General features: G+C 58.9%; 19 protein-coding genes and 2 pseudogenes. 11 read left to right on the top strand and 10 right to left on the bottom strand.

All coding sequences use genetic code 11. The features are described from left to right. Positions 1-78 precede the first annotated feature (78 nt). Positions 79-1,005: a Bug family tripartite tricarboxylate transporter substrate binding protein gene (locus X265_RS39840; RefSeq protein ID WP_164933830.1), complete on the bottom strand. Its 927-nt coding sequence runs from the start codon at positions 1,003-1,005 to the stop codon at positions 79-81. A gap of 355 nt (positions 1,006-1,360) precedes the next feature. On the opposite strand from X265_RS39840, the gene X265_RS40940 reads away from it, so the two are divergent. The 4 genes from X265_RS40940 (at position 1,361) to X265_RS39825 (ending at position 5,540) form a co-directional block, all read left to right on the top strand. After that, a complete protein-coding gene (locus tag X265_RS40940; protein WP_164933831.1) occupies positions 1,361-1,537 on the top strand; it encodes a hypothetical protein in 177 nt (58 codons plus the stop codon). A gap of 574 nt (positions 1,538-2,111) precedes the next feature. Then, entirely contained in the window at positions 2,112-3,524 is a 1,413-nt protein-coding gene (locus tag X265_RS39835; RefSeq protein WP_128929697.1) for an MmgE/PrpD family protein, read from the top strand. Further along, positions 3,469-4,746 (top strand): 2-methylaconitate cis-trans isomerase PrpF family protein, encoded by a 1,278-nt coding sequence (locus X265_RS39830; RefSeq protein WP_206733161.1) that lies wholly within the window; start codon positions 3,469-3,471, stop codon positions 4,744-4,746. The genes X265_RS39835 and X265_RS39830 overlap by 56 nt, the downstream gene beginning before the upstream one ends. After that, on the top strand, positions 4,746-5,540 hold the full coding sequence (locus X265_RS39825) for a phosphosulfolactate synthase (protein ID WP_206733162.1): 795 nt from the start codon (positions 4,746-4,748) through the stop codon (positions 5,538-5,540). Before X265_RS39830 ends, X265_RS39825 begins: the two co-directional genes overlap by 1 nt. 411 nt (positions 5,541-5,951) lie before the next feature. Here the strand turns inward: X265_RS39825 and X265_RS39820 are convergent. Next, positions 5,952-7,066, bottom strand: a pseudogene (locus X265_RS39820) (IS630 family transposase). A 2,008-nt stretch (positions 7,067-9,074) separates the two neighbouring features. On the opposite strand from X265_RS39820, the gene X265_RS39810 reads away from it, so the two are divergent. After that, positions 9,075-9,311, top strand: coding sequence for a response regulator transcription factor (locus tag X265_RS39810; RefSeq protein WP_128929695.1), 237 nt, complete (start codon positions 9,075-9,077; stop codon positions 9,309-9,311). Here the strand turns inward: X265_RS39810 and X265_RS39805 are convergent. The 5 genes and pseudogenes from X265_RS39805 to X265_RS39785 form a co-directional block, all read right to left on the bottom strand. Further along, positions 9,200-10,260 (bottom strand): annotated as a pseudogene (locus X265_RS39805) (IS701 family transposase). The gene X265_RS39810 and the pseudogene X265_RS39805 sit on opposite strands and share 112 nt — an antisense overlap. Before the next feature lie 488 nt (positions 10,261-10,748). After that, positions 10,749-11,927 carry an IS91 family transposase gene (locus tag X265_RS39800; RefSeq protein WP_128955091.1) on the bottom strand — a complete coding sequence of 393 codons (1,179 nt, stop codon included), beginning with the start codon at positions 11,925-11,927 and terminating at the stop codon, positions 10,749-10,751. A gap of 9 nt (positions 11,928-11,936) precedes the next feature. Continuing rightward, the gene (locus tag X265_RS39795) at positions 11,937-12,797 is read right to left on the bottom strand and encodes a tyrosine-type recombinase/integrase (protein ID WP_128929693.1); all 861 of its coding nucleotides are present in this window, start codon (positions 12,795-12,797) and stop codon (positions 11,937-11,939) included. Positions 12,798-13,093: 296 nt separating this feature from the next. Beyond that, positions 13,094-14,032 (bottom strand): electron transfer flavoprotein subunit alpha/FixB family protein, encoded by a 939-nt coding sequence (locus X265_RS39790; RefSeq protein ID WP_128955090.1) that lies wholly within the window; start codon positions 14,030-14,032, stop codon positions 13,094-13,096. Next, the gene (locus X265_RS39785; RefSeq protein WP_128929692.1) at positions 14,032-14,781 is read right to left on the bottom strand and encodes an electron transfer flavoprotein subunit beta/FixA family protein; all 750 of its coding nucleotides are present in this window, start codon (positions 14,779-14,781) and stop codon (positions 14,032-14,034) included. The genes X265_RS39790 and X265_RS39785 overlap by 1 nt, the downstream gene beginning before the upstream one ends. Before the next feature lie 130 nt (positions 14,782-14,911). Between X265_RS39785 and tcuA the strand changes: the two genes are divergently transcribed. The 5 genes from tcuA (at position 14,912) to X265_RS39760 (ending at position 20,012) form a co-directional block, all read left to right on the top strand. Next, positions 14,912-16,420, top strand: coding sequence for an FAD-dependent tricarballylate dehydrogenase TcuA (gene tcuA / locus X265_RS39780; protein WP_128929691.1), 1,509 nt, complete (start codon positions 14,912-14,914; stop codon positions 16,418-16,420). A 54-nt stretch (positions 16,421-16,474) separates the two neighbouring features. Next, positions 16,475-17,470: an ABC transporter substrate-binding protein gene (locus X265_RS39775; RefSeq protein WP_206733163.1), complete on the top strand. Its 996-nt coding sequence runs from the start codon at positions 16,475-16,477 to the stop codon at positions 17,468-17,470. Positions 17,471-17,480: 10 nt separating this feature from the next. Further along, positions 17,481-18,350 carry an ABC transporter permease gene (locus X265_RS39770; RefSeq protein ID WP_128955089.1) on the top strand — a complete coding sequence of 290 codons (870 nt, stop codon included), beginning with the start codon at positions 17,481-17,483 and terminating at the stop codon, positions 18,348-18,350. Between the two features lie 71 nt (positions 18,351-18,421). Further along, on the top strand, positions 18,422-19,189 hold the full coding sequence (locus X265_RS39765) for an ABC transporter permease (RefSeq protein ID WP_128929689.1): 768 nt from the start codon (positions 18,422-18,424) through the stop codon (positions 19,187-19,189). Then, entirely contained in the window at positions 19,179-20,012 is an 834-nt protein-coding gene (locus X265_RS39760) for an ABC transporter ATP-binding protein (RefSeq protein WP_128929688.1), read from the top strand. Before X265_RS39765 ends, X265_RS39760 begins: the two co-directional genes overlap by 11 nt. A gap of 54 nt (positions 20,013-20,066) precedes the next feature. Here the strand turns inward: X265_RS39760 and X265_RS39755 are convergent, their stop codons facing one another. The 3 genes from X265_RS39755 to X265_RS39745 form a co-directional block, all read right to left on the bottom strand. Beyond that, positions 20,067-20,936 carry an HpcH/HpaI aldolase/citrate lyase family protein gene (locus X265_RS39755; RefSeq protein WP_128929687.1) on the bottom strand — a complete coding sequence of 290 codons (870 nt, stop codon included), beginning with the start codon at positions 20,934-20,936 and terminating at the stop codon, positions 20,067-20,069. 24 nt (positions 20,937-20,960) lie between these two features. After that, positions 20,961-22,202: a CaiB/BaiF CoA transferase family protein gene (locus X265_RS39750; protein WP_128929686.1), complete on the bottom strand. Its 1,242-nt coding sequence runs from the start codon at positions 22,200-22,202 to the stop codon at positions 20,961-20,963. A gap of 185 nt (positions 22,203-22,387) precedes the next feature. Continuing rightward, positions 22,388-23,446, bottom strand: a complete 1,059-nt coding sequence (locus X265_RS39745) for a YeiH family protein (protein WP_128929685.1) — start codon at positions 23,444-23,446, stop codon at positions 22,388-22,390. 92 nt (positions 23,447-23,538) lie between these two features. On the opposite strand from X265_RS39745, the gene X265_RS39740 reads away from it, so the two are divergent. Next, the gene (locus X265_RS39740) at positions 23,539-24,423 is read left to right on the top strand and encodes a LysR family transcriptional regulator (protein ID WP_232995588.1); all 885 of its coding nucleotides are present in this window, start codon (positions 23,539-23,541) and stop codon (positions 24,421-24,423) included. The last annotated feature ends 764 nt before the right edge of the window (positions 24,424-25,187 follow it).

Here is a 25,187-nt window from a genome sequence, read left to right as displayed (position 1 = left end):
GACAACCAGCCAAAGTCCATTTTGCGCTCGTGGCGTTCTACGAGATTACGGAGTTCACTCCTGGCGGGTTGTTGAGTTTCAGTTAATAACCAGGCCAAGCCGCGAGACAAGACTTGTCCATGCTTCTTGCGTCGCGGCGACCTCGGAGGCGGCATCACGACCAACGCTTGGCTTGCCGACGACGAAATTCTGCTTCATGATATTTTGCATCGCGCTGGTTGAAACGATCTTGGTAAAAGTCTTCTCGAGGATATCCGTTATCTCCGCGGGAAGCTTTGCCGGACCAAACAGGCCAATGAAGCCGCCTCGCCAATCGAATTCGGCAGGATAGCCCAGGTTCTTAAATGTCGGAATGTTTGCAAAGCCGTCGACTTCATCGGGCGATAGCATCGCCAAAGCTTTGACCGTACGGGCCTCGATTTGAGGCGCTATCGTGCTCATCGTGCCCATTGCGCAGGCCACTTGGTTACTCAACAGATCGTTGAGCATCGGCGCTTCGCCCTTGTAGGGCACATGAACCATCTCGAGCTTGTTATAGTCGGAAAATAGCTGCTGAAAAGCATGGCTCGTGGTGCCGGCGCCAAAAGTGCCGTATGCAAGTCTTTTGCCGCGAGCGTAGGCGACAAATTCTTCCATCGTGTTGGCGGGAGACAGGGCGGGGACCACGAGTGGCATCACGGTCCGGCCGAGCGAGCCGATCGTCGTGAAATCGTCCACCGCATCATAGAGTTTCTGGGCGGCAACGGCCGGCGCCTGTACAAGGCTCGACGAATTGAAGAGCAAGGTGTGGCCATCAGGGTTAGCGCGCGCGACCTCTAAAGAGCCAATCATGCCCCCAGCTCCCGCGCGGTTATCCACGATCACCGTCTGGCCAAGCTCGGTCGAAAGGGTTTGTCCTAGCGACCGAGACAGCACGTCGACAACGCCGCCGGCAGGGAATGGGCAGACCAACCTTATCGTTCTGGTCGGATAACTGGCAGACCGGGCAAAAGGCGCATTGGCCATGACGGCCGTCCCAATAACGCCGACGTGGAATAACCGTCGCGTAATCATGCTGTCTCCGCTCGTACGTTCAGCGTACATTTGTACGTAGTGGAGCACAGATTGCACGAGATCGTCAAACTCTAAAAACGTCGTCCCGTGCCCGCCCTGGTATGCCGACGTCGCCCGAGAATAGAATCTCGGAATCCATTTCCAGGATGAAGAGGCTGAGCGAAGTATCGAGATTACGCACAGTCCTCGCGCGCATGCCGACCTCCGCGCTGTTGGTAGGAGCGGCGATAGCGCAGCTTCTTCGCCGGTCGCTCAGATGCCGACACGATCTCGCTACAATTCCGGGATGCTGACGGAGAGGTTTGCGATGCGCCAGTCGCGTGCGGCCGGCGACAAGCTGTTCGTCGACTGCGCTGGCGACCGCGGGGGTGATCGAGGGATTCGCCGGCGAACGGCGCACCGCGCCGACATCGCGAAAGCGATCAACTTGCTGCTGAACCGGTGGGCCGCGTTCACCCGCTTCCCTCACCAACAACGCTGCTGAACAGCGCGAGGGTGTCGGCCGGCAGATGAAACTCGACCTTCGCCGGCTCAGACGCCGGTAATCACCGTGCTAGAGGGCGTCTACACGATCATCGAACCTGCAAGATGACCGATGATGATCCCAAAGCGTGGCTCTCGGACGTCCTGCGCGGCTACTTGTGCGTCCAGCCAACAGAGTCGCCGACCAGCTGCTGTGGAATTGAAGGCCTCTCAGCAAGCCATCGTCGCTCCCTGACGAGCGTTACCTGCGCTATCTGGGGTCTTCTGGATGCGCACAGAAAAATCACAGCAACGACGCATCAAAGAGCGGCCCCAGCGGAGCTTTCGATATCCGCCGATGCTTGCCTGAAGGCGCTCGCACGCTCTTTTTCTTAGATTTGCGACGTCTCCTTCAATGGCTTCGTCATCGGGAAGTTCAGTTCCGATAGCTTAAAAGGCCAAGATGAGTAGTTGTAGCAGAGCCACGTCTGAAATCCGCGGGCGAGATCGCATCATGAGCTCAGACCCGATAGCGTTGACACATCGCCAAATGATAGTATTATGCACTACTACCATCATCTTTGTGGAGCCTTTCGATGACCTCTGTGTCGACCCCCCAGCAATCTGAGGCCCTCATCGGCCTAACGATGCGTTTCGCTGAGCACGTTGCTTTGCTCAAGTTCGAGGAAATTCCCGCTGACGTCAGCAACAAGGCGAAGCTGATCCTGCGCGATGGCGTTGGTAATGAAATTGCTGCATCCGCTATCAGCGAGCCAGCAAATAAAGTCATCGAGCTTGTCAAAGAGTGGGCCGGCACGCCGCAGAGCACCATCATTGGCCATGGCATGAAAGTGCCGACGCCCAATGCTGCGCTCGTTAATGCGATGATGGGGCACGGAATCGAGCTGGACGACGCGCATGGCTCTGGATTGATAAAGGCCGGTTCCGTTCTCGTTCCGGCAGCCTTTGCAATTTCGGAACTGTCGGGCGCTTCAGGTAAAGACGTCCTCACGGCGGTTGTTGCAGGCTATGACGTGGCAATCCGAATCGCGAAAGCGATCAATCCCGGTCACCGCCAGCGCGGTTATCACACGACTGGAACCGTTTCAGCCATCGGTGCTGCTGCTATGTGCGCGAAGCTTCTGGGCTGCAATGCTGAACAGATCGCCTGGGCCATCGGATTGGCTTGCATGCAGTCGGCGGGCATTCAGTCATATCTCGACGATCCTTGCATGGCAAAACCCTTTAGCCCCGGTAAGTCCGCCTTTAACGGCGTTCTCGCGGCGATCATGGCGAGCCGCGGCTTCAGCGGTCCTAAGAAAGTGCTAGAGTCGCGCGAGGGCTTCTTGAATGCCTTCACGGACAGTGTCCGCCTCGACGACTTGCAAGACAACCTCGGCAAGCATTTCGCGATCATGGAAGTCGGATTCAAGCCACATGCGGCGTGCCGATATGCCCACGGCCCGATCGACCTCGCGCAGGATGCGTTCGCGCTCGACGGCGTGCGTCTCGACAATGTCGATCGTGTTACCGTTCATATGAGCGAGCTTGCGATTCGTCAGGCGTCAAAGCCAAAAGTTACCAACCTCAATGCGGCGATGGGCAGCACGCAATTTAGCATCGCGCTGGCGTTGGCCTCCGGAAAGAATGGCCTGAAGGAATATTGGGACGGCTACAAGCAGGCGGCTGTCCACGAGGGCATGGGGAAGATCGAGTTGCAGAAGGAGGCGGCCTATGGACTGGGCGGACGTCAGGCTCAGATCGACATCGCGCTGAAGAACGGCAAAGTCGTGACTCGCAGCTCCCTCGAGCCGAAGGGTGAACCGTCCAATCCTCTCACCTCCGACGAGCTGGAAGCGAAGTTCTTGGCGATGACGACTATGGTGATCGAAGAGAAGCAAGCACGTCGAATCAGCGACCTCATGATGTCGCTCGAAAAGCAACCCAAGGCCGATGTCGTTCCTCAAGCTGCCGTGGTGGATAATGGGCCGTCGCTTCGAGCAGCATAACGCAAACGTCGATCCGGTCATGCCGTCCGCAATGAATGCGGGCGGCGGAGATCAAATCCCGATCCGCTGCACATTTATGCGCGGGGGATCCAGTCGGGGGGGCGTGTTCCTGGACGACGATCTGCCGCAGGATGAAGTCCAACGGGCTGCCGTCCTGCTCGCGGCGTATGGATCGCCGGACGACCGCCAGATCGATGGTATCGGTGGCGCAGATCCACTGACCAGCAAGGCCGCCGTCGTGAAGTTGTCGTCGCGCCCGGATGCCGAGATCGAGTATACATTCTACCAAGTCGGCATTGATAATCCTTCGGTTTCGACAGGTGGCAACTGCGGTAACATGCTTGCCGCGGTCGGGCCGTTCGCTATCCGTCGCGGTTTGATCGATGCGGTCGAGCCAGAAACGATTGTGCGGATATATAACACCAATACTCGGCAGGTCGTGGTATCCCGCATTCCGGTTCGCGATGGTGAGCCGCTGTCAGACGGCGACTGCGCAATCGCCGGTGTGCCCGATACGGGGGCGCCGATCCGTTTAGATTTCGGCAATTGTGCCGGCGCCGTATCAGGCAAGCTATTGCCCACGGGGCGCGCTCGCGAAGCTATATCGATCGATGGCAAGACCATTGAAGTGTCACTGATCGACGCGGCCACACCATTCGTTTTTGTCAACGCGGTCGATGTCGGGGCAGTCGGCACCGAGTCGCCGGACGCGCTACGCATCAACGAAATGCTAATGTCCCGCTTGGAGCAGGTTAGGGGATGGGCGGCTGTTAAACTCGGTCTGGTGACAGATCAAGCCGAGGCCCGCACCAAAAGCCCAAACATTCCGCGTGTAATAATGGTCTCGCCGCCGAGGTCCTATTCGGCTATTGGTGGCCATGAGGTCGCGGCATCGGACATCGATATCTGCGTTCGGCAGCTCGCCATGCAGCGCCCCCACAAGGCGCTCGCCGTCACCGGTGCGGTGTGTACCGCAGTGGCCTGCTCGGTCCCGAACTCGGTAGTTGCGGCAGCCATCGGCAAGCCGTTGCAGAACGTCCGACTTGGCCATCCGAGCGGCGTGCTGCGAGTAGCCTCGAGTATCGCTCAGGGAGCAAGTGGCCCGATCATCGAGAGCGCGCAAATCGAGCGTACGGCACGGATCATTATGGATGGGGCCGTGTATATTCGCCGACGGAAGTTTGAGGAGCTGGCCGCTGCTCTGGCCAGAAAGATAGCTTGATGAGTGAGATGCAATCGCACGACGATGGCTTTGTTCCCCCCGCGCGCCAGGGGAAACCCCGCAAGCGAGGGATGACAGCGGTTATCGACTACGGTCCGGACGGCTTCGGTTGGACGGGAGAGCGAGGCGTGGCCGATCTGCTTGATTGCGCGGCCGAGTATATCGACTTCGCCAAGATCTATGCGATGAACGCACTGCTTTTGCCAAAACCGGTCGTGCAGCGGATCGTCAAACTGTACCGCGACTCGGGAGTGAACTGCTATTCAGGCGGCATTCTGTTCGAATATGCTTATCAGCGCAACGAAATCGATCGCTTCAGTAGTCATCTGTGTTCGATCGGCTTCACTTCTCTGGAGATTTCGGAAAATTACATCACGCTGAACGACAACGAGCGTCTTTCGTTCATCGAGCGCTTTCAGCGCCTTGGGCTTTCGGTTATCTACGAATTTGGGCGTAAGAACCCCGAGCAGCCGATGCGGATGGAAGAACTTGAAGGTCTCGTCACTTCGTTAACCAATCGAGGCGTCGACCATATTATCGTGGAGCAGTCCGAGATAGACATGGCTGCAAAAAGCGCGCCCGATCTGCTCAAGGCGCTGGCGGCCGCGCCTTGGTTCGAACGAATTTTGATTGAGGCTGATCCGTACCGCTACCCAAAACAACATGTCGGCCTGCTGCAGGATTTCGGCCCGGATGTCAATCTTGCCAATATCGCGCCCGGGCAGGCCCTGAGACTGGAGGGTTTGCGTCGCGGGATAGGTCGCGCTGTCAATTATTCCATTCTCGCCGAGTGATACGCTTAAGTCACAGCATCACTGCGAACAAAGTTCAGCGACGGCAAATGCGGCGCGCAGGAAATTGACGTTGTTTGCAACGTAGGGCCGAGTCCTCGGCGCATGAAGGTGGCGACGTGCTCTATCGTCGCCGCCATTCCGTGCTCCACGCTTGAATGCGTTAGGCTTAGTCGCCAGCTCGGCAGATCGCGCTGTGGTTATCTCCTTGCCAGCCAGGCTGTAGATCGTGTTATTGTCGGGTTTGGCCTCTCGCAGCATGCCGTCCACGATCTGACGTACGCACTCGGAATCTGCGGCGGCCAGCCGGTTTGACTGCGCGCGCAATGGGTGGCGGTCAGCTGCGGAACTTTTGCGAGTTCGTCCCCGTTTGCCAGATAGTGTGCTGGCCGTACTAGTGTCTCTGCACAATTATTATGACTCTTTGGAAGTGTCGGGATAGGCGCGGCCCATTTTGGCGCGGGCCCTGTCTGTCGTGAACATCCATTTGATGCGGGAGCGTGCGGCATTCCTCTGGCGTTCCCAAATGGCGATTTCGCGGCGCAGCCGCTTGGGGTCATCGATCCTGCGATCGAGGCACTGTCCCCGCAAGACGCCGATCTCGATCTCGACCATGTTGAGCCAGCTTGCGCGTTTGGGGGTGTAGTGGAACTCGAGCCGCCGCAAGATCCGTCGGGCTTCGGCAGGCGGGAACGCCTGATAGAGGGCGCCGGCAGAATGAGTCGATAGATTGTCCTGGACGACCCGGATGGTCTCGGCGTCGGATAATGGATGTCGACGAGCTCGCGCATGCATTGGGCGTAGTCTTCTGCCGCGCGCCGCTCGGTGACTTTGACCTTGCGCCAGGGACGATGCACGTCAAGCAGGACGAAGAGACTGACCGTACCGTTGCGACGATACTCGTAATCGTAACGTTTGAGCCGCCCGGGCTCGGCCGGGATTGGCTAGCGCGCCTCGCCGATGAGCTGCACCGGGCTTTCATCGAAGCACACCACCGGCCGCTCGGGATTGGACGGCTTGGCGTAAAGATCCAGCACGTCCTCCATGCGGGCGACGTATTCGCCATCGATCTGCGGAATGCACCACATGTCCTTGCGCCAGGGTTTGAGGTCATTTTCGACCAGGCGCCGCCGAACCGTCTCGTGCGACAGGCTCTTGTGCTCGGTGAGCTTGACCAGCGCACCTGCCAGCAGCTTGAGCGTCCAGCGGGCACGGCCCTCCGGCGGACCGGCACAGGCGGTGGCCACCAGCAAGGCTTCTTCCTTGCCCGTGAGTTTGCGCTCCGCCCCGGGACGCGGCTCTTCGCTCAGCGCCCGCTCCAGATTGCGTTCCACGAAGCGTCGCTTAGTCCGGTACACGGTCGAGCCGCCCACGCCGACACTTCTGGCGATCTCCTCGTCGCCGACCCCGGCATCGGCAGCCAGCAAAATCTGCGCTCGCTTGAGCTTGCGGGACGCATGCTTGCCGCCGCTGAGCAGGGTCTTGAGTTCGGTGCGCTCGACTTGGCTGAGTTTCCTTGATCGAGGCACGCACGTACAACTGAATCGGATGGCCGGCGTGAGTCCTTCGGCAAAAACCTTCACGCCCAAACAGGGGCAATACCTTGCCTTCATCCACCTCTATACGCGGCTGCACCGCAGGGCCCCGGCGGAAACCGACATGCAAGAGTATTTTCGCGTCAGCCCGCCTTCGGTTCACCAGATGGTGCTGACTCTGGAACGAGCTGGCCTAATCAGACGGCAGCCAAGGATACCCCGCAGCATCGAGGTCCTCGTTGATCCCAAGAGCCTGCCGGAGCTAATCTGACCGCCGGACGCGCAACACGTCAAAATCACTGTGCAGAGCCACTAGACCTTCCGGCTTTTTGGCTTCTCGTCGCAATGAGACGCGCTTGATCTGCGAGATTTGAAGCGCAACATTCTGAACTCGTCGACATGGCGGGAGATGTAAAGCAATTTGGAAACCAGGACCAGCAACCAGCGTTTGATATCATGTGAGATCTCGATCATGCTTTGATCTGCGACGAATGGCGCAAGACGCTCTTAGAAGCCAGCTGCGCTCTGAGTTAGCTCAGCAAAAATTGTATCGTACGCTTCACATGACCAACCGAAGTTGCTTTCCGTTTTAACAATGGGAATGCCGATGGGAGCATATGCATTGTGCTGGCGCTTACTCACGCTGCCGTCAAGGGACAGGGCGAGGTCAGCGGTACCGCACTTTGGCCGATAGCCCGCGGCCCTCCCATGGCCGAAGCGGTTCGGTTTCTTTGCCAGGATATACGACAATGCAATAGGGCGCATGCACTAGACACCTTCGAGGTTTCGGCAACCCCCTTCCGCATTGATAATGATGCGAGCAGAGCCAGAAGCAGGATCGCCCGCTTGCTCAACGCTCCTGTCGCTTCGCTGGCTGCGCAAGCACCCTTACAGATCCTGACCGCACTGATCGCCGACGTCTGCCTGTCCGGTTACACGGAAAGGAAGGACCTGCGCTTGCCGAGGACCGCACCAACCTGTCCGAGCCGGACTCAAAGCTGCACCAGCGATTTTAGGCAATCCACGACTACTCGGATTCGGAGTTCGTGAGGAGAACGTCGCGCCTTTCATGCCATAACGCCGGAGGACATTCAGCGGCGTCTATGCCAACGCGATGAAGGAAACCCACTGACCTTCCTACACCAACTAAGCGGCGCTGCTGTCGAGGTCGAACTTCACGACGGGAGCTCGCCGAACGTCGAACCGACACCTTCATCAACCTCGAGCTCAAGACGGTGGAGAATCCTGCTACTTCTCTGAATTGCAAGTCCAGGGCCAAGCCAATAGAGCAAATCTTCCTGGTATTTCCACGGCTTCCGCAACTTAAGCCGGACCAGGAGGCGGCGCAATCGCGCTTTGGCAGGTTTGTGAGCTTGCGGACCGGGTCGACGCCAGGATCGTGCTGTGGACCACGGGCGCGAACGTCTACCCCTACTATAAGCATCCGGCCTTATGCAGCTGCACCATATGCCCTATGACCCAAGCATGGCGTATTTCCGCCGCGAGCCGATCGCGGCGGATGACAGGATGGTGGATCTGGGTGGCAGAAAGTCAAAAAGGCGCATCCATTCGGCAACCGGTAATCCTAATCGACTCAGCAGTCTTAGCTCTGGTCAGCCTCGAGACGATCCGAGTTCGCGACTTGCTCATGATGGTGCGACGCATCTTCCAGCACGTATCGTGGTAGGGAGCTTTCATATCCTCGTGAACGCAGCGGACACTGTTCAGTTACACACCGCGCTGTCGCCGCAGAAGAAGAGAGCAAAACGGTCCCGTTCTAGGCCGCGCTCTTCTTGATCGATATCGATCATTGTAGCCGATGCTGCAAAGGGGACGTTGAGCTTCCGACCTATGTCGTAATGCTTCGACCGCTAAGGGGACGCAAATCGATCGTCCGCCCTTTCTCAATCATTTCCTCCCGCCTGATTTTCTCAACCCCCCATTGGCATGGGGCTTGCTGTCTCGGCATTGCGATCTGATCTTGATACGGAGCGCCTCAAACATGAGCCACGATACGTCAATAAAGCTATCCGAGCGCGAAAAACAATGCCTGCAGTTCGCGGCAGAAGGGAGATCGTCTTGGGCAATTGGGAGGGAACTGAAGATCAGCGAGAATACGGTCAATTATCATAAGAACGCCCTGCGAAAGCTTGCTACGAGGACCCGCGTCCAGGGTATCATCAAGGCGATACGCCTCAAGCTGATCCCAGATCCGTCGCAGGAAACGCGACGAGGATAAGGACTAGCGCGACGTCGAGCTTTTGCGACGTCCTCAAGTCCCGGGAATGTGAACCTCCTCCGATCCCCTGAGGCACGTTGCTCGCCAATGAGCCAAGCTTCGTCGCCCGGGAGATGCTGCTGACCCTTATCCCAAATCCGCTGAGGAGGGCCGTCGGCGGTGCGGACACGGAGAGCAGCAAAGCGGGCTGTCAGCCGACCTTTGGTCCCGCTGCGCCAGCTCACGGCTTTCCATTTGGCGCTGGCCAGCATTTGTTCTGCGCCAATCGACAAGATATCAGGCACGTGGTGCTTTCGTGGTTTCCCGCGGGCTTTGGTAATCGGCCAAATGAGCTTCACATCGACCGGGTACACTTTCAGGTGCCGAGGGATTCCGACAGCCCAGACCAGCCCGCGCTCTGTTAGCCCTAGTCGAAACGGTACGCTGAGACCGTATCCTGCACCGCCAGCACATATCCAAAGCGCACGTTGGCTGCTATCGCGCGGTCAATCTCGGCCAAAGCAATCTCCGGCTTGGACCGTGGCGTTCGATGTTCGACTGGCACGCGAGCGCGCTTCAAACGAGATACGTCGCTTGTCCAACTGTCAGGCAGAAAGAGACGTAACGCGACCATCACGGGCACTTCGCCGCTCGCAAGCGTCAAAGACACCAGTGTCTGGCAATTTGCCGTTTTACCGAGTGCCGAGGCGTATTGAGCCCCAACACCGACCGAGCGCTCACCCTTCTTGGGAAGTGAGGTGTCATCAATAACCAGCACCGCAGCCCTGCCGCCGACAAGTCGATCCGCCTGGTTGAGCAACTCTGTCCCCAGCGGCGTCGCGTCCCAGACACCGTCCGCAATGAAATGGTGCAACTGGTCGTAGGTGCTGGTGGCAAGGCGTTCCGCCATCGGCTGAACGCTCTTACGATCGCCGGGACCGATCAATCCCGCAACATACAGAGGACACATCCGCTGCCGGGTCTTATGACCCAGCCGGTCCAAGAACGGCATCAACCAGCGTTCGAGTTCGTCTTCCCATCCTGGCATGGTCAGCCCTCCAAGAGCCGACCACCCATGAATCATTGAAAAATTGATTCGGGAATCTTGAGGGTTCTGTGAGGTCGCGTGGCAGGCGCGAGCCGCGCGCTCGGTCGTGGGTGCGACCTCATAGAAGCCGGATTGAACGAAGCTGCGGAGTTGTGGGCGCTATGGGAATAGTGCAGCGGGTGCGGCTGCGGGGAAGGCGCGCCTGTGGTCGCCGGGCGTCGGCGAGACGTTCATCGGATGTGAGCGGCCGGATTGATCGGGCCAAGGGCGCGATCCAGCGAGCGATTTGCTGCGCTGGGATGCGTGGCCGAACGATTGGCCGGGTGTTCGGAGACGAGTGCGGCCACGGCGACTTCGGACGTTGCCACCGCGAAGGTGATCACAGAAGAGGTGGATGGTGCAGGCGCTGGTCATGACGTATCACAACGAAACGGATGGTCGTGGGCACGGGCTCGCGGGACGACATCGACGCGGCGCATGGTGCCGCCGCAATGCGGGCAGACGGGGATCTGACATGTGGTGAGGGGATCGTCGCCGGCTTCTTGATCAGTCGGCGCGTTGCGGACAGCAAGGAGTTGACGGCAGAGAGCGATTTTATCGTTGCGTCCGCCATTGGCGAGGAAGCCATAGTGGCGGATGCGATGGAAGCCGTCCGGCAGGGTGTGTAGCAGAAAGCGCCGAATGAACTCATCGGCATCAAGCGTCATCACTTTGGCTTTACGATTCTGCCGATAGTCCTTCCAGGGAAAGCTCACCTTGCCGTCGGCAAGCGAGATCAGCCGACTGTTGGCGATGGCGACGCGGTGCGTATAGCGGCCGAGATAAGCCAGCACCTGTTCGGGCCCGCCAAATGGTGGCTTGGCATAGACGACCCAGTCGGTCCGTCGAAGTTGATTAAGGCGCGCGGCGAATGCAGCGGGATCGGTGAGATGGGCGAGAGCGCCAAAGAAGCTCAGCTGGCCAGCCGCGTAGGCAGCTTGCAGCTCTTGCAGAAACAGGCGGCGGAACAGCCGGGAGAGGACGCGCACTGGCAGGAAGAAGCCGGGCCGGCAAGCGACCCAGCGTGTGCCGTCGAGCGAGGGTCCACCGCCCGGCACGACGCAGTGGATATGCGGATGGTGTTGCAGGGTCTGGCCCCAGGTATGGAGGACGGCAGTCACGCCGAGCTGAGCGCCGAGATGCTTGGGGTCGGCTGCGATGGTGGTGAGCGTTTCGGCTGCGCAGCGGAACAGGATGGCATAGACGACGGCCTTGTTCTGGAAGGCGATCCCTCCGGCGAGGGCCGGCATGGTGAAGACGACGTGGAAATACGGTACGGGAAGGAGTTCAGCTTGCCGTTCGGCGAGCCATTGCGCGCGCGCCGCGCCCTGGCACTTCGGGCAATGCCGATTGCGGCAGGAGTTGTAGGCAATGCGTGTGGCGCCGCAGTCATCGCACTGCTCGACGTGGCCGCCGAGCACAGCCGTCCGGCATGCCGTGATCGCGCCCATGACGCGCCGCTCGACGCGGCCCAGATGCTCGGCACGGGCTTGTCGAAACACTTCGCCGTGGCGGCGGAAGATATCCGCCACTTCCAGAACCGGAGCCATGGCGCCCGCTCAGCCGGGCGGCACGACCTCCAGGTGGAGCCGGTCCAGCGGACTTGGCGTATTGCTGATGGTCTTGGTGGCGACCTGGGTATAGCGCGCCGTGCTGGCCAGGCTGGCATGGCCGAGCAGCACCTGGATGATGCGCACGTCGGCCCCGCTCTCCAGGAGATGGGTCGCGAATGTGTGCCGCAACGTGTGCACCGTCACCGACTTGCTCAAGCCGGCCGCCGCACAAGCTGAACGGCAGGCGGCGTGCAGCACGTTCGGGACGAGCGGACGCTCGTCGTCGCGGCCGGGAAACAACCATCGCTTTGGCCGAGTGAGCCGCCAATACGTCCGCAGAATCCTCAAAAGCTGCGGCGAGAGCATAACGTAACGGTCCTTGCCGCCCTTCCCGTGCTCGACCCGGATCAGCATCCGTTGGCTGTCGATGTCGACAACCTTCAAGAGGACCAGTTCCGATACGCGTAGTCCGGCGGCATAGACCGTGGTCAGCGCGGTACGGCTCTTCAGGCTCGGGACTGCTTCCAGGAAGCGCACGACCTCGTCGGCGCTCAGCACGACCGGAAGTTTGCGCGGTTGGCGCGCATAGGCGATGCGCTCCGGAACGGTGTCATGACCAAGCGTCACACCGTAGAAGAACCGCAGCGCGCACACGATCTGGTTCAGCGCCGGCCAGGACATCCCCGTCGCCACCAGATGAACCTGGAAGGCACGGATATCCTCCAGGTCAAGGCGGTCGGGAGAGCGACCGAAATACCGGCTCAACTTCGCTACGGCGTTGAGGTAGGATTGCTGCGTCGCCGGTGACAGATTGCGGACCGTCATGTCCTCGATCATGCGGCGGCGAAGTGGGCTGATCTCAGCCATCGGAAAACCTCCTGTCTGAAGGGTTGGGCTTCGAAAACCCGCAATCCTCTCAGACAGGAGGCAATCCTTGCTATGCCTCCCTACATGCCGCGCCAGCGGCTTCGTTCAATCCTATAAAACGCGGCAAAATCAACAATCTGCCAAAGTAGTGCTAGGCGCCGTCGATATAACAGTGGCCTGCGCAGGAGCGAGAGGCCTTTGAGGTGGTCGCGGATGGCGTTTGGCTGTTCTGAGACACCAGCAGACTTTAACTTGCAGGCGTTTCTCGGTCGCCTCACCAAGCTTGTGGAGCGGGGTTATGAGAGCGCGTCGGTCAGCTCCGGAACCGCCTGGTAGAGGTCGGCGACCAGGCCGTAATCGGCCACCTGGAAGATCGGCGCGTCCTCGTCCTTGTTGATCGCGACGATCACCTTGGAGTCCTTCATGCCGGCCAGATGCTGGATCGCACCGGAAATGCCGACGGCGACATAGAGCTCGGGGGCCACGACCTTGCCGGTCTGGCCGACCTGCCAGTCGTTCGGCGCATAGCCGGCGTCCACCGCCGCACGCGAGGCACCGACGCCGGCGCCCAGCTTGTCGGCGAGCGGCTCGATGTATTTGGCGAAGTTCTCGCGGCTCTGCATGGCCCGGCCACCAGAGACGATGATCTTGGCCGAGGTCAGCTCGGGACGGTCGCTCTTGGCAACTTCCTCACCGACAAAGGTCGACAGGCCGGGATCGGCCGCGGCAGCGACGCTTTCGACCGGCGCGTTGCCACCGGCAGCTGCCGCCGCAAAGGTCGAGGTGCGGACCGTGATGACCTTCTTGGCGTCCTTCGACTTCACCGTCTGGATGGCGTTGCCGGCATAGATCGGACGCTCATAGGTGTCGGGCGCGACCACCTTGGTGATCTCCGAGACCTGCATGACGTCGAGCAGCGCCGCGACGCGCGGCATCACGTTCTTGAAGCGCGAGGTCGCGGGCGCGACGATCGCATCGTAGGACGGGGCCAGCGAAACGATCAGCGCGGCCAGCGGCTCGGCCAGATCGTGCGCGTAGGCCTCGCCTTCGGCGACCAGCACCTTGGCAACACCAGCGAGCTTCGCGGCGACCTCGGCCGCAGCCTTGGTGCCCTGCCCGCCGCCAGCGACCAGCACGTGGACGTCGCCGCCGAGCTGGGACGCCGCGGTCAGCGCCTTGTTGGTGGAGTCCTTGAGGACCTCCTGTTCGTGTTCAGCAATCAACAACGCAGTCATCAGAGCACCCCGGCTTCGTTCTTGAGCTTCGACACCAGCTCGGCGACGTCCTTCACCTTGACGCCGGCCTTGCGGCCCGCGGGCTCAGCCGTCTTCAAAACTTCGAGGCGCGCAGTGACGTCGACACCGTAATCGGCAACGGTCTTCTCCGCGATCGGCTTCTTCTTGGCCTTCATGATGTTGGGCAGCGAGGCATAGCGCGGCTCGTTGAGACGCAGATCGGTGGTGACGATCGCCGGTCCCTTGAGCTTGACGGTCTGCAGGCCGCCGTCGACTTCACGGGTGACCTTGAAGTCGGAGCCTTCGACCTCGAGCTTCGAGGCAAACGTCGCCTGCGACCAGCCCAGCAGCGCAGCCAGCATCTGGCCGGTCTGATTGCTGTCGTCGTCGATCGCCTGCTTGCCGAGAATGATCAGGCCGGGCTGCTCTTCTTCTGCAACCTTCTTGAGGATCTTGGCGACGGCGAGCGGCTCGACGGTGCCTTCGGCCTTCACCAGGATGCCGCGATCGGCGCCCATGGCAAGACCGGTGCGGATCGTCTCCGACGCCTGCGCCGGTCCAATGGAGACCACCACGACTTCGGCCGCCTTGCCGGCTTCCTTCAGGCGCAGCGCTTCCTCAACCGCGATTTCGTCGAAGGGGTTCATCGACATCTTGACGTTGGCGAGTTCAACGCCCGATCCATCGCCCTTGACGCGGACCTTGACATTGTAATCGACCACCCGCTTTACCGGCACTAAGACCTTCATCAGGGTTTCCTCAACAATTGCAGCAGTTGACATCTGTTGAAGGATAGTATCTCATGCTACTACCATATTCCAGGAAGCAGGGAAGGCGGAATCTGCGAGCCCAAGACCCCGCCAGGAAAGAACTCGTATTATGCCTCGTGAATTCGACGCTGACGTCATCGTGGTAGGGGCAGGAAATGCTGCCGCTTGTGCGGCCATATCCGCCAGCAATAATGGCGCGACTGTCCTCATGCTTGAGGCGGCGCCTCGGGACGAGCGGGGAGGGAACTCGACCTATACGGCGGGCGCCATGCGATACGTCTTCAATGGTGTGGAGGACGTGCTAAGCGTAGTGCCGGACATCAATCCCGATACGTTAGCCAATACTGATTTCGGCACTTACACCGAGGACCAATTTTTCGATGACATGTTTCGCGTGACGCAATTCAGGACCGATCCTGACTTATGCGAGATTTTAGTCAAGCGCAGCTTGCCGACGCTTCGGTGGATGCGAGAGCAAGGCGTTAGGTTTCAAACTAGTCATGGGCGGCAAGCCTACAAAGTGAACGGACGGTTCCAATTCTGGGGTGGGCTCAGTGTGGAAGTGTGGGGTGGTGGTCCCGGTCTCGTGGACATGCTGCTAGAGTCCGCGGAAGGGAAGGGTATCCAGTTTCTTTACGAAACTGCCGCGGTCAGTTTGATCAATGACAATAGCGGGGTCGTTGGAGTTCGCGTCCGGCATCAAGGCAAGGAGCGCGATCTGCATTCAAATGCTGTCATCCTGGCGTGCGGAGGCTTCGAGTCTAATACGGAAATGCGCGCGCGGTATCTCGGACCAAACTGGGACCTGGCGAAAGTTCGTGGCACACGCTTCAATACCGGCGCTGGAATCCAAATGGCGCTTGCGATTGGTGCAATGCCATGTGGACATTGGTCCGGAGCACATGCCGTCGGCTGGGACCAAAATGCTCCGGCGTTCGGCGATCTCGCAGTAGGGGATGCCTACCAGAAGCACAGCTACCCATTCGGCATCATGGTCAATTCCCGAGGCCAACGCTTCCTTGATGAGGGAGCCGATTTTCGCAATTATACCTATGCCAAGTATGGTCGCGAAATCCTAGCGCAACCCGGCCAGTTCGCTTGGCAGGTATTCGATGCTAAGGTGCATCACCTTTTGCGCGACGAATACAGGATCCGGCAAATCACCAAGATTACGTCGGATACCCTGGAGGGTCTCGCCGACCAACTCGAAGGCGTTGATCGCAACGCCTTTCTCAAGACCGTCGCTGAATTTAACGCATCGGTGCGGCAGGACGTTCCCTTCAACCCGAATGCGAAAGATGGCCGCTCCGCGGAGAGTTCGCCGCGCAAGTCCCATTGGGCCAACACGATTGATACAGGACCATTCGAGGCTTATGCCGTCACGTGCGGTGTCACCTTCACATTCGGTGGACTCAAGATTGACCAGAGCGGTCAGGTGCAGGATACAGCCGGCCTTCCGATTCCCGGCTTGTTCGCAGCTGGAGAGCTGGTCGGGGGGCTGTTCTATCATAACTATCCAGGTGGCACGGGGCTCACTTCAGGCGCTGTATTCGGGAAGATCGCAGGTGAGAGCGCTGCTGCGGCAGTCGCTGCAAGCAAGAGCCGTTCAGCGGCCTGATCAATAAGTTGCAGAACAAACTGCATCATAAACTGCCGACAGGGAGGCACAAAAATGGCTCGCTCAATCCAAAACAAGTTGCGTCGTGTAGCATTTGTTGTGGCATCCTGCGTGATGCTGATTCCAGCGCACGCCACGTCCAAAGATGCGCTGACAATAAAGATAGGTCTGCAAGCCGTTCCAACCGACGACGTTTATCGCACCAAGGATTGGGGCGCAAAGTACAACCTTAAGGTTGACATCGGGAGCTATAGCTCTGGAAGCGAAATACTCAAGGCGTTTGTCGCCGGGCAAATCGATATCGGCAACGGAGGCTCAGGTCGACTAATCACTATGGCTGCGATGCAGCCCAATCTGTTCTACATTATTGCCGCCGATCAGTATGGGGGCGATCGCTACGGCGTAATTGTCGCGAACCATTCATCTGTCAAAGCGGTGGCTGAACTCAAAGGAAGGAAGATCGGCGCGGTTGCCGGATCCGGCTCTTTCAGCACTTTCCGTGTCTTTTTAGACAAGAACGGGATGAAGGAAGGCGACTTCCAGATCGTCAATATGAAGGTTGAGGACCTGCGAGCCGCCGTGCAGCAAGGTGTTGTCGACGCTGCAGTGGCATGGGAGCCGCATGTTGCGATTGGCGAGACGATGGGCGTGGTAAAGCGTATTCAGTCGATGAAGGGCGTAAGTGAATCGCCGAACCTTGTGCTGGTGCGCCGCAAGTTTGCTGATGAGCATCCCGAGGCCGTGGCGCGATATCTTGCCACGTTGATCGATGCCGGCACGTACATGAAGACGCAACCGGACGATGCCGCCAGCAAGGTTGCAGCCGATATCAGCAAGCAGGGCGTGGACATCGATCCAAAGGCGCTGGAGCTTGCCTTGACGCGGATCAACGTCGATCCAAAGCTGACCGACGCGATGACCGACGAGCTCATGCCGGTTGCCGAGTCTATGAAGGCGGCCGGAAAGATTCCCAACATTCCGGACTTCAAGAGCCTCGTGCGCAATCAATTCTATGAGGAAGCGGCGAAACTCGCGTCATCTACCAACTAAGGGCTCCATCATGTCTAACGCGACGCCGTCGGCGCCGTTCGCGGGTGTTGCCGACGAGCAGAGGCTGCGTAGCATCTTGTACCGCGGGGCGGCATCGGCATTCTTGTTCGCGCTGCCAATCATCGTCTTCCTGTTAATATGGGAGACAACGGTACGTCTCGGCTGGATCAATGCGACGATCCTGCCTTCGCCATCAAATATCGCGCGGCGCGCGTGGGTGCTGCTTGATCCAGCCGATCCCGCCAAGAGCATATTGCTGACGCATATTGTCGTTAGTTTGTGGCGTGCGCTGAGTTCGTTCGCTCTGGCATGCGTGCTGGCCATCCCAATGGGCCTCTTCCTGGGCCTCAACAGGACGGCCTATCTGATTGCTTCCCCACTCCTGAGCCTGTTACTGCCGCTACCGGCAGTTGCCTGGGCTCCGATCTTCCTGGTCATTTTCGGTCAAGGCGATATCACGATCATTGCTGTCTGTTTCCTCGGTGCCTTCTTTCCGATTCTGTACAGTACTATCCAGGGCGTGCGCGCAATCGGCCGACACTCCTTGTGGGTCGTGCGCAGCATGGGCGCAAGCCGGTTTGATATCTTTCGGCGTGTGCTGTTACCCGGTGCGCTGCCGGCGCTGATCTCGGGGCTGAAGCTTGGAATGGCGCATTCGTGGCGCACGCTGGTCGCGGCCGAAATGCTAGCTGCGTTGACCCATGGCCTCGGATTCATGATATTCGCGGCGCGTTCCTATATGGACGTATCCACGATGTTCGTCGGCATCGTATGCCTGGCCCTGATCGGTCTCCTTATCGAACGTGGCGTGTTTGGCTCGCTCGAAGCACTTACCATTCACCGCTGGCACGGTAACGGAAAAGTGGGTAGCCATCGATGAGCGTGGACACATCCGGCATCCGTCTGCAGCGATATACTCGGTCCCCAGCCTCGTCCGGTCTCGCGATACCGATGGCTCGTATCGCGCTGATCCTGGTGCCGCTGGTGGCTTGGGAGGTGTGCTCGCGGTTAGGGTTGATAAACGGCTTCTTGTTTCCGGCGCCGTCCGCGATCCTCAACAAGCTTTGGGTGCAATCCGGCCCAAACGGAAACCCGCCATATGCAATTCTGTGGCACGTGGCAGACAGCATGCTGCGCTTGCTCTCGGGATTATCACTTGCGGTAATCATAGGTACCCTGCTCGGGGTTGGACTTGGCATGAGTCAGCGGGCGCGGCTGGTGTTTCAGCCAATCATTAGCATCTTGATGCCTGTGCCGACGCTAGCATGGACCCCCGTCCTGCTGTTGGTCATGGGTATCGATAACCGCACGACCATCCTAGTCGTATTTCTCGCAGCGGTTTTCGAAATGATATACATCGTCGCGAGCGGCATCGAAATGCTGAACGTCAAAATGCTTTGGGTGGCTTGGTCGATGGGCGCGAGCCGACGGCAGGTATTTTGGCGCGTCATTATTCCCGGCATTTTTCCTTGCCTGATCACCGGCACACGGCTCGGTACAGGTTACGCCTGGCGCGCTCTGATCGCCGCCGAGATGCTGGCCGCCAGCAGCTATGGCCTGGGTTTCATGATCTATGACGCCTCCGAATACATGAACATTGGCGTCATCTATGGTGGCGTGATGATGATTGCGGCGCTCGGCTATCTTCTTGAGAACGTTCTGGTTGGCAAGATCGAAGCTGCTACCATCGAGAAATGGGGAGTACTCAATGAGCGTTGAAACGGCAAAAATACTCCCGCTGCGCGACGGTGCCGGTACCAAGCCCAAGATTGTCGCCAAGAATGTCCAGAAGTATTTCGGAAACGTGCTGGCGATGGAGGACATTTCTTGCACGATCAACGAACGGGAATTCGTGGCTATCATCGGTCCAAGCGGTTGCGGCAAGTCGACGTTTCTGTACCTGATCGCTGGATTCGAGAAGGCAAGCCAGGGGGAACTGCTAATCAACAACGAACTCGTGGTGGGGCCAGGACCCGACCGTGGCGTGGTCTTTCAGGAGTTCGTGCTGTTCCCCTGGCTTACGGTGTTGCGTAATGCGACGCTGGGCCTGGACATCAAAGGTGTGCCACGGCAGGAAGCTGAGGAGCGGGCGAGGAAGTGGCTTCGTCTGACAGGCCTTTCGGGGTTCGAGAATGCCTATCCATCGTCTCTGTCGGGCGGCATGAAACAGCGCGTCGCCATCGCTCGGGCACTTAGTTACGATCCGGAGGTGCTGCTACTCGATGAGCCGTTCGGCGCACTCGACGTGCAAACAAAGAACTACATGATCCAGGATCTACAAAACCTCTGGGTCGAGGCCAATCGAACTATCGTGATGATAACTCATAGTGTATCAGAGGCCGTTCAGCTTGCCGATCGAGTGCTTATTCTGAGCTCACGGCCCTCGCGAATAATTGCGGACGTGGCGATCAAGCTACCCCACCCTCGGGACTTAAGGGACCCGCAGGTCCGGCGATACGAAGACGAGGTTACGGCTCTTCTGTCGGCGGAAGTCGACAAGGCGATGAAGCGCGAACGCCAGACGTTTGCTGGCCGCTCATAGAGCGCTGTGAATCAATAGCCCAGATTACCGCAGGCCGACACTCTAACGCTCTGATCAGCTTGCGTCGGCACGCCGGTGGCGCCGCGCCCGCTCCAAGAGTTGCCGGGCACGTTCGACGACGGGCTCGTCGACCATCCTGCCTTCCAGCGAATAGGCGCCGACGCCACGTTCGGTTTGCTGACGGGCGGTCTCGATGATCAATTGCGCCCTTGCGACATCAGCGTCGGACGGTGCAAAGGCATTGTTTAGGATCGGTACCACTGAAGGATGGACACAGGTCGCACCCGTAACTCCGTGACCGAATGCCTCCTCCGCTAGCTCGCGCATTAGTCGGACATCCTTGTAGTCCGCAACGGAGCCGAACAATCCGAACGAGTATTTTCCGGCTCCGGCAGCGGCCATGTGAACCAGCATCTTGGGTATCTTAAGTGCCTCATGAGTGGGATTAGCTCCCATCGATAGCGCTAAGTCCTCACTACCGCCCATCAGGCCTATCACCCGCTCGTGGGCGCGTGCGATGTCGTCCGCTTTGGCCAAAATCTTGACGGACTCGATGACTGCGATCGCTTGGAGTGGCTCGCGACGGTCATGATCCCGTTCGGTTCGCTCAGCAACCTCTAGAAGCAACCGCACGTGCTCGGCGCCCTCGACTTTTGTAATCAGAATGCCCTTGGCACCACCGAGCACCGAAGCCTCGATATCTCGGACGGCAGCCGACAGAGGTCGATTAATACGCACCCAAATGTCAGCTCCTGCGGCAGCGCATCGTTTTATCGACGACGCAAGCCTATTGCGTGCCCCCTCCTTCTGTGCGGGCGCGACGCTGTCTTCAAGATCCAGGATTATGGCATCGGCGCCACAAAGCGCCGACTTTGCAATGAAGCGCTCAGATGAGGCGGGGACATAAAGCAGAGATCGGTACACTGGTGTCTTCCGGTCGCCTACGGGTCATTGGGATGATGGCTTAGCCTGCACGATGACGCCAGCCTCGCGCAGTTCTTCCAACCGGGCCTGCGTGATGCCGAGGGAGCGCAGAATCGCAAACGTGTGTTGACCGAGATCCGGAGCGGGCATCCGAATCCTTCCGGGCGTAGTTTCGAGCCTCGGGACCACGTTGTGCATTAAAACCGTTCCGAGTTCGGAGTCCGGTAACCCAACGACGATTTCGCGAGCTTGAACATGGGGGTCATCCAAGAATTGATCGATGTCGTAGATTGGTGCAGCAGTTACGTCTGCCCGCTCGAATATACTCATGTTATCTTCAAGCGTCCGCGCGGCAATGAATTCCGCGATAGGCTCCTCGCAAGCATCGGCGTTTTTGATGCGATCAGAGTTCGTCAAAAATCGGGGATCCACGATCATGTCAGGGCGACCGATAGTCCGGAACAACCTCTCGGCCACAACTTGCATCGAGGCGGAGATTGCGATCCAGCGAGAGTCGCTGGTACGGAATGTGTTGCGCGGCGCTCCGGTAAGCGATCGACTGCCGGTCCGCGGGCGTACCTGCTGTGTTAGTTGATAGATTCCGGCTTCGGGACCGAGGAGGGAAAAAAGCGGATCTAACAAGGGCAAGTCGATAACCTGGCCGTTACCCCCGCTCACTTCTCGATGCCTGAGCGCAACCATGGTTGCCCCAAATCCGTAAATGCCCGCGACCATATCGGCGAGCGTGGCGGGTGGCAGCAGCGGAGGTCGATCAGGGAATCCGTTGCGGGAAGCGAAGCCTGACATGCCTTCGACCAGAGTGCCGAAGCCGGGCCTGTCCCGATAGGGACCGGTCTGCCCCCATCCCGAGATTCTCACGATGATCAGTCCTGCATTCTGTGCTCGAAGGACCTCGGGCAACAAACCCAGCTTTTCCAGACCTCCGGGTCTGAAGTTCTCGACCAGCACGTCCGCCGTCGCGAGCAGATCCGATAGGATCGTCCGACCTCTCTCGTCGCGAAGGTCTAGCGCGACACTCTTCTTGTTCCGGGCGTAGGTCTTCCAATGGATGCTGACATCGTTGACCCGCCAAGCGCGCAGAGGGTCGCCCGAGACGATGTCCTCAATCTTGATGACTTCGGCTCCGAAGTCGGCGAGCTGCAGGGTGAGCATATTCCCGGCGACCAGACGCGAAAGGTCCACGACACGGACGCCGTTAAGCGCGCCAGCAGCCTCTGGCTCGAACTGCTTAGGTACGGCCTTCATTGCGCCGACTTAACGATGCAAGGCGGAAGTAGTGCCTGTACAGTACCCGCGGAGGTCCCCATCGATCCTCAACAAGCTGACTTGTATGGGGTAGTATTAAGTGATACGACCACATCCTGCAACATCCTTTCGGTGAACCCGATGTTCACCGCAGCTGGCAACCCGAAGTTAAGCAGAGAGTGCCCTCACTTGAAGAGTTGAACCAGGCCGAGGCTCATCGCGAGCAGAAGTATCAGAGACAAGGTCACCGCAATCGTGACTTTCCCGCCGGCCTTCGAAAGCACCCGGATATCGACACCCAGCCCGAGTGCGGACATGGAGACTACGGTTAGCACGCTGGCGAGCTTCGCAACGGGGGCGGCAACGCTGCTGGGTATGATCTGCAACGAACGAAGGCCGGCCAGTACCAAGAAGCCGATGATGAACCAAGGTACCAATTTGATGAGGTTAATGCGCTTGCCGGGCGCGACTTCGCCACGCAGGCGTGGTGCGACAAGCGACAAGCCGACCACCAACGGCCCTAGCATGAGGACCCGAACGAGCTTCACCACGGTGCCAATTTGAGTGCTGACGATTCCTGCCGGAACGGTCGCGGCAAGCACCTGGGGAACGGCGTACACGGTGAGGCCGGCGAGAATCCCGTACTGAGTAGCCGAGAGCTCCAAGAGTGGAATGAGCAGTGGAAGCCCGAGCACCATCAGCACGCCAAGGACCGCGGTGAAGGAAATCGATGACGCGATATCATCGCCATCTGCCCCTATAACGGGGGCGACCGCGGCGATCGCGGAATTGCCGCAAATGGAATTTCCGGAGGCGATCAGGAGCGAAAGCTTAGTGGGTAGGCCGAGCATGCGGCTGAGGCCGAAACTCACGGCAAGCGTGACCGCAACCGTTCCGACGATCGCGGCAATCAGAAATAATCCGGAAGGCAGGATTGCCCCAAAGCTGATCGAGGCCCCGAGCAGCATCACGGCCACTTCGAGAAGTTGTTTCGCGCTGAAGGCGATTCCGACCTTCCAGCGCTCGGAAGTAGTTGAGACGCTGCGGATCATCATCCCGAGCAGGATGGCGATGACCAAGGCTTCAACATAGGGATGTTGGAAGATGTGCTCCTCGGCCTCCTGGATTCCAATCGACAGCAGCGTCAGGAGCACGCATAAGAGGATGCCGGGAAGCAATGCAACCAAACGACCGGCAGGCGCGTCTACCTTGCTCGATTTGGGAAGATCTTTGCATGGAGCCATGAGTCCCTCGCCAGCCGACAAGGCTATGCCCGAGAACCAAGGGCTCATAACAGTAGAATTTTGATCTAGGCCGATAAGCAGGCGTTATGCCAATGAATTTGCATTTCCTCCGCTTCTTTACCACCGTCGCTGAGGCTGGAAGCTTTTCGCGAGCAGCGGACATCTTGCGCGTTAGCCAGCCCGCGGTCTCGAAAGGAGTACGCGATTTCGAACTGCAAGTGGGCTGTCGCTTGCTGGATCGTACATCGAAAGGAGTACGTACGACCCGCGAGGGGCGGGCACTTCTCAGGCACGCAGAAAATCTGTTCGCTGCCGAGCGGGCCGCCGAAGAGGAACTGTCGTCGCTGCGCAACCTCGCGAGCGGATCGCTTCACATCGGGGCAAGCACCACGATCGCGACCTACATGATCGCTGAGTACATAGGCAGCTTCCGGCGCAGGTATCCGAGCATCGATGTGCATCTGGTAAGCGCCAACACGCGGGATATTGCCGGAATGATGCGCGCGCATGAAATAGAGATCGCCCTCGTGGAAGGACCGGTCGAAGACGATGATCTCGTCAGTACGGCCTGGCGGACGGACATGATGAGCCTGATAGCAGGTCCGACTCACGCCTTCGCATTATCGGAAAATCACGTGTATGCGGCGGCCCTCGAAGATGAAATCCTGATCGTTCGGGAACCAGGCTCCGGCTCACGGGAGATCGTCGCGCAGGCGCTGTTGAACCATGGCGTGCGGCCGCGCAAAACCCTCGAAATCGGCAGCACGGAAGCGATCAAGCAAGTTGTCGCATGCGGTCTTGGTGTCTCGATCGTCTCAACATCAACCATTGGCGATCAGATCAAGCTTGGCCGGCTCAAGGCGATAAAAATGAAGGATCTGCAGATATCGCGCACGCTTTGGCACGTGGAAGTACGGGGACGAACCAAAATTCCTGCCGCGATTGCCTTTGAGCGAATCATAGGTGTCGCCCCATGACATCAATATGATGGAGTCGCGGGATCGTCTCGTCATTCGGAAGGCTTTGCTGGACGTGACGGCGGATCAAAAAAGGCGAGCGGCGCGAGATAAACCCAGTTTGCGTCAGCAACATCCAGAGAGCAACTTATCCGATCCACCATAGATAGCGAGACAGTTCGCCAGATGTCTGCTGCACTGCAATCCGATCAACGTCCGAGGGGTCCGTAGTCAGGACATCCCATCGCGGTTCTTGTGCCGACGCGCAAATTATTGGTGGTTGGCCGTTGGATGCAATGGTAGCGAGGTCTCGTTTTGAGCGGCCGTAATGGGAATATGTTCTCCGAGGGGGCGCCCCGACAGGATATTTTGGGCAGGGTCCTCTGTTGCTTGGAGGCTGAGACTGTGCCCCCAGTCCGCTCTCCGGAAAATCTGGCGAGTCGGGTGGGCCTGATTAGGTCGATGATTGTGGCCATCTCATCTCGAGCGCTCGCTTTGGCTGGCTTTGCGATCGGCTGGTCGCGATCTGGTCGAACGCGCCATCGCGATCAAGTCATGCACTTGACACGAAAGCCATAGTCATAAAGGCTGCTACCCATGTTAGTTTCGCTTTGCCCGCTGGATATCAAAGACTTGCGCTTCTATCAAAATTGAGCGCCGACGGCGTCGAGCGGCAAGGAGCTACGTCGGAATGGTCAGCTAGGGCGTGACAATCAAGCTTCGAAGGCGAATTGATCAACTGAGGCAAAGCACTTCTTGTCGACGGGTGGGGGCGCTGCTTGGCT

This window comes from Bradyrhizobium guangdongense, from assembly GCF_004114975.1.
In the GTDB taxonomy this organism is placed as follows: Bacteria; Pseudomonadota; Alphaproteobacteria; order Rhizobiales; family Xanthobacteraceae; genus Bradyrhizobium; species Bradyrhizobium guangdongense.
The sequence above is the reverse complement of the archived record's forward strand: the minus strand, read 5'-3'. Positions and strand labels throughout refer to the sequence as shown.

What these genes read in the sequence shown, in the direction of transcription:
- X265_RS39840 (WP_164933830.1), bottom strand. Translation starts at nt 1,005, where the DNA reads ATGGCCAATGCGCCTTTTGCCCGGTCTGCCAGTTATCCGACCAGAACG.
- X265_RS40940 (WP_164933831.1), top strand. Translation starts at nt 1,361, where the DNA reads ATGCGCCAGTCGCGTGCGGCCGGCGACAAGCTGTTCGTCGACTGCGCT.
- X265_RS39835 (WP_128929697.1), top strand. Translation starts at nt 2,112, where the DNA reads ATGACCTCTGTGTCGACCCCCCAGCAATCTGAGGCCCTCATCGGCCTA.
- X265_RS39830 (WP_206733161.1), top strand. Translation starts at nt 3,469, where the DNA reads ATGTCGTTCCTCAAGCTGCCGTGGTGGATAATGGGCCGTCGCTTCGAG.
- X265_RS39825 (WP_206733162.1), top strand. Translation starts at nt 4,746, where the DNA reads ATGAGTGAGATGCAATCGCACGACGATGGCTTTGTTCCCCCCGCGCGC.
- X265_RS39810 (WP_128929695.1), top strand. Translation starts at nt 9,075, where the DNA reads ATGAGCCACGATACGTCAATAAAGCTATCCGAGCGCGAAAAACAATGC.
- X265_RS39800 (WP_128955091.1), bottom strand. Translation starts at nt 11,927, where the DNA reads ATGGCTCCGGTTCTGGAAGTGGCGGATATCTTCCGCCGCCACGGCGAA.
- X265_RS39795 (WP_128929693.1), bottom strand. Translation starts at nt 12,797, where the DNA reads ATGGCTGAGATCAGCCCACTTCGCCGCCGCATGATCGAGGACATGACG.
- X265_RS39790 (WP_128955090.1), bottom strand. Translation starts at nt 14,032, where the DNA reads ATGACTGCGTTGTTGATTGCTGAACACGAACAGGAGGTCCTCAAGGAC.
- X265_RS39785 (WP_128929692.1), bottom strand. Translation starts at nt 14,781, where the DNA reads ATGAAGGTCTTAGTGCCGGTAAAGCGGGTGGTCGATTACAATGTCAAG.
- tcuA (WP_128929691.1), top strand. Translation starts at nt 14,912, where the DNA reads ATGCCTCGTGAATTCGACGCTGACGTCATCGTGGTAGGGGCAGGAAAT.
- X265_RS39775 (WP_206733163.1), top strand. Translation starts at nt 16,475, where the DNA reads ATGGCTCGCTCAATCCAAAACAAGTTGCGTCGTGTAGCATTTGTTGTG.
- X265_RS39770 (WP_128955089.1), top strand. Translation starts at nt 17,481, where the DNA reads ATGTCTAACGCGACGCCGTCGGCGCCGTTCGCGGGTGTTGCCGACGAG.
- X265_RS39765 (WP_128929689.1), top strand. Translation starts at nt 18,422, where the DNA reads ATGGCTCGTATCGCGCTGATCCTGGTGCCGCTGGTGGCTTGGGAGGTG.
- X265_RS39760 (WP_128929688.1), top strand. Translation starts at nt 19,179, where the DNA reads ATGAGCGTTGAAACGGCAAAAATACTCCCGCTGCGCGACGGTGCCGGT.
- X265_RS39750 (WP_128929686.1), bottom strand. Translation starts at nt 22,202, where the DNA reads ATGAAGGCCGTACCTAAGCAGTTCGAGCCAGAGGCTGCTGGCGCGCTT.
- X265_RS39745 (WP_128929685.1), bottom strand. Translation starts at nt 23,446, where the DNA reads ATGGCTCCATGCAAAGATCTTCCCAAATCGAGCAAGGTAGACGCGCCT.
- X265_RS39740 (WP_232995588.1), top strand. Translation starts at nt 23,539, where the DNA reads ATGAATTTGCATTTCCTCCGCTTCTTTACCACCGTCGCTGAGGCTGGA.